Genomic DNA, 3,112 nt, shown 5'->3' with positions numbered 1-3,112 from the left:
TTAAATATAGGGAGAAAGGTAGTCGGAGAGGTTGCATTTAGCAAGAATCCGATAGAGAGGCTTGTAGTTAGCCCGGTACGGGTCAAAGCGTACAAAGCTGATTCAAAGTGCGACGTTTGCGTACAGAATTAGTAACTATTAATAGGGAGCTAACTGCGAAATTAGCCTACAAAACCTGAAAAAATCTCCCACAAACATGGCGAGGACAAGCATGAATACAATTAGTAATTTTTTAGCTAGTGCTATTGTCGGCGGCTGGATTATGACCATGGCAGTTTTTGCTATTCAAAATATCCAACCAGTTTCTTTAAAGTTTCTACAATTTGAGTCAATTAAAGTACCTATCGGTGTTTTATTGGCTTTTTCTTTGGGAATTGGATTTTTTATGGCCGCATTTATCCCCGCTTTTTTGAGAAAGTCGAAAAAATCTCCTCGCAGTCGCTTTCCCTCACAACCGGGGTTAGACGAGTTTGATTTTTAGATAAGCTGTTCAGCATCTAAATACGGCGGTTCCTCTATCCATCTGGCACGGACAACTCCTTATTGGATAAGCCTTTCCACTTAGAAGATGTACCAGACTGAGCTTGAATCCGCCCTAGCGTATAACACTAAATCCAGTTATTAAAGACTGATTATTTATTCCCCCTTTTGCATCAGTGCCTCTTGCATGAGTGCCTGTCCTCATAAGTAGGATTTGCGGCAAAAAGTTTTTCGTGGGGGTAGGGTGTGGGGTGTGGGGTGTAGGGTTTTAGCGATTTTCATCTGGTCAATTACCTAATTTTCAGGGAAAAAGTCCCTGAATTTTCCCCCCAATCACTCCAATCGCTGGCACTTTGGGTTAGACGGAAGTTTCAATCCCTAATAGGGCTTAAGATTAATTGGAACGTCAGCCATTGGCCAGTGGGTTGCCAGCAAATACGTTTCAATCCCTAATAGGACTTAAGATTAATTGGAACGGCATCTTGCCCCGGAATGTCCACGTTGCCTTGCGTTTCAATCCCTAATAGGACTTAAGATTAATTGGAACCTTGAAGCATCCCCATTGGGAATCCTCAAGGGTGATTAGATCGTTTCAATCCCTAATAGGACTTAAGATTAATTGGAACCAACAAAAAATCACTCCAGCCCGACGATTTATAACCCGTTTCAATCCCTAATAGGACTTAAGATTAATTGGAACATTAAAAACGATCATTTCTGATAAAATCCTTTTGTAGTTTCAATCCCTAATAGGACTTAAGATTAATTGGAACCAATATATTCTTTGCCGTTGATAGAAACAATTCCGTTTCAATCCCTAATAGGACTTAAGATTAATTGGAACCTAACACCGAAGGGTGGGCTATCCAAATCACCAGTTTCAATCCCTAATAGGACTTAAGATTAATTGGAACAATCCCCAAAGCAGTAGCGGCCGCGTAAGCGTAGTTTCAATCCCTAATAGGACTTAAGATTAATTGGAACCATCAACGCGAATCTCAGACAAGTTTAAATAAACGTTTCAATCCCTAATAGGACTTAAGATTAATTAGAACGGGATCTAAGGATGAATTTTCCCTTACTCCAGAAGTTTCAATCCCTAATAGGACTTAAGATTAATTGGAACCAGTTTTGTCTGGTTTGAATAAATGCGATTAATAAAAGTTTCAATCCCTAATAGGACTTAAGATTAATTGGAACCCTTTGCTGACGGAAATAGCGATTGGAGAAACGCGTTTCAATCCCTAATAGGACTTAAGATTAATTGGAACCCTGACTTTGCTGATGTGTTGACGGAACTCCGGCGTTTCAATCCCTAATAGGACTTAAGATTAATTGGAACCTTTTAGCTTAGTAGCTTTTTCACGAGAGGGCAAAGTTTCAATCCCTAATAGGACTTAAGATTAATTGGAACACGACAACTTGTTATTTTTGCTGGGGGAATAAAAGTTTCAATCCCTAATAGGACTTAAGATTAATTGGAACACTACACTGAACTTCCGAAGCATCAGCAATAGGTTTCAATCCCTAATAGGACTTAAGATTAATTGGAACTCGAGGATAATAATTTTGTTACTGTGATAAGTTCGGTTTCAATCCCTAATAGGACTTAAGATTAATTGGAACAAGACTATTCCCCAAGCCCCGCCTCCTGTTGCGGTTTCAATCCCTAATAGGACTTAAGATTAATTGGAACACCGCCTCAGTCTTGCCCGTCTGTGCCGAAGCCATGTTTCAATCCCTAATAGGACTTAAGATTAATTGGAACCCCCTACCAGATTTATCTAGAAGAATCAAGTAATTGTTTCAATCCCTAATAGGACTTAAGATTAATTGGAACAATTATCGGCGGAGCTTACGGGGAGAGTGGCAATGTTTCAATCCCTAATAGGACTTAAGATTAATTGGAACGATTTGTCCTTTTGTGTTTTGAACAGCTGACTAATGTTTCAATCCCTAATAGGACTTAAGATTAATTGGAACCTTATCAATCGCCTTACTCACATCCAGCGACTTCGGAGTTTCAATCCCTAATAGGACTTAAGATTAATTGGAACCCTCACTGTTGGATCCTGCGGTTCAGGGCAGTGTTTCAATCCCTAATAGGACTTAAGATTAATTGGAACTTTAATCCTAATCCGGGCGCGTTGCCCATTAACCTGTTTCAATCCCTAATAGGACTTAAGATTAATTGGAACACTCCCTAATCCGGGCGCGTTGCCCATTAACCTGTTGTTTCAATCCCTAATAGGACTTAAGATTAATTGGAACCTTCGCTGATCCTGCATCCTCCGTAAAGGCAGATGTTTCAATCCCTAATAGGACTTAAGATTAATTGGAACAGTCCATGTATGAGTGCGATCGCGTGGGTAAAGCGGTTTCAATCCCTAATAGGACTTAAGATTAATTGGAACCCTTTTTATTTTCTCGCTCCTGAAGATACTTATGAAGGTTTCAATCCCTAATAGGACTTAAGATTAATTGGAACGAGGTAACAAAAAAGGTTAATGGTGGTTACAACGGTTTCAATCCCTAATAGGACTTAAGATTAATTGGAACTTAGGGAGAGAGTTAGGGAGAGAGTCTCTAGCCAATGTTTCAATCCCTAATAGGACTTAAGATTAATTGGAAC

General features: G+C 39.6%; 1 protein-coding gene, 1 pseudogene and 1 CRISPR repeat array. The gene and the pseudogene both read left to right on the top strand.

The genetic code is table 11. The features are described from left to right. Positions 1-132 (top strand): annotated as a pseudogene (locus IM319_RS22620) (RNA-guided endonuclease InsQ/TnpB family protein); the annotation flags it as partial. A 79-nt stretch (positions 133-211) separates the two neighbouring features. Beyond that, entirely contained in the window at positions 212-481 is a 270-nt protein-coding gene (locus IM319_RS16645) for a lipopolysaccharide assembly protein LapA domain-containing protein (RefSeq protein ID WP_287686628.1), read from the top strand. Between the two features lie 367 nt (positions 482-848). Further along, positions 849-3,112: a CRISPR direct-repeat array (repeat unit 37 nt; unit sequence GTTTCAATCCCTAATAGGACTTAAGATTAATTGGAAC).

Source organism: Microcystis sp. M113S1 (assembly GCF_020246945.1).
GTDB lineage: Bacteria > Cyanobacteriota > Cyanobacteriia > Cyanobacteriales > Microcystaceae > Microcystis.
Note: the sequence above shows the minus strand (reverse complement) of the source record. Positions and strands in the feature narration are given on the sequence as shown.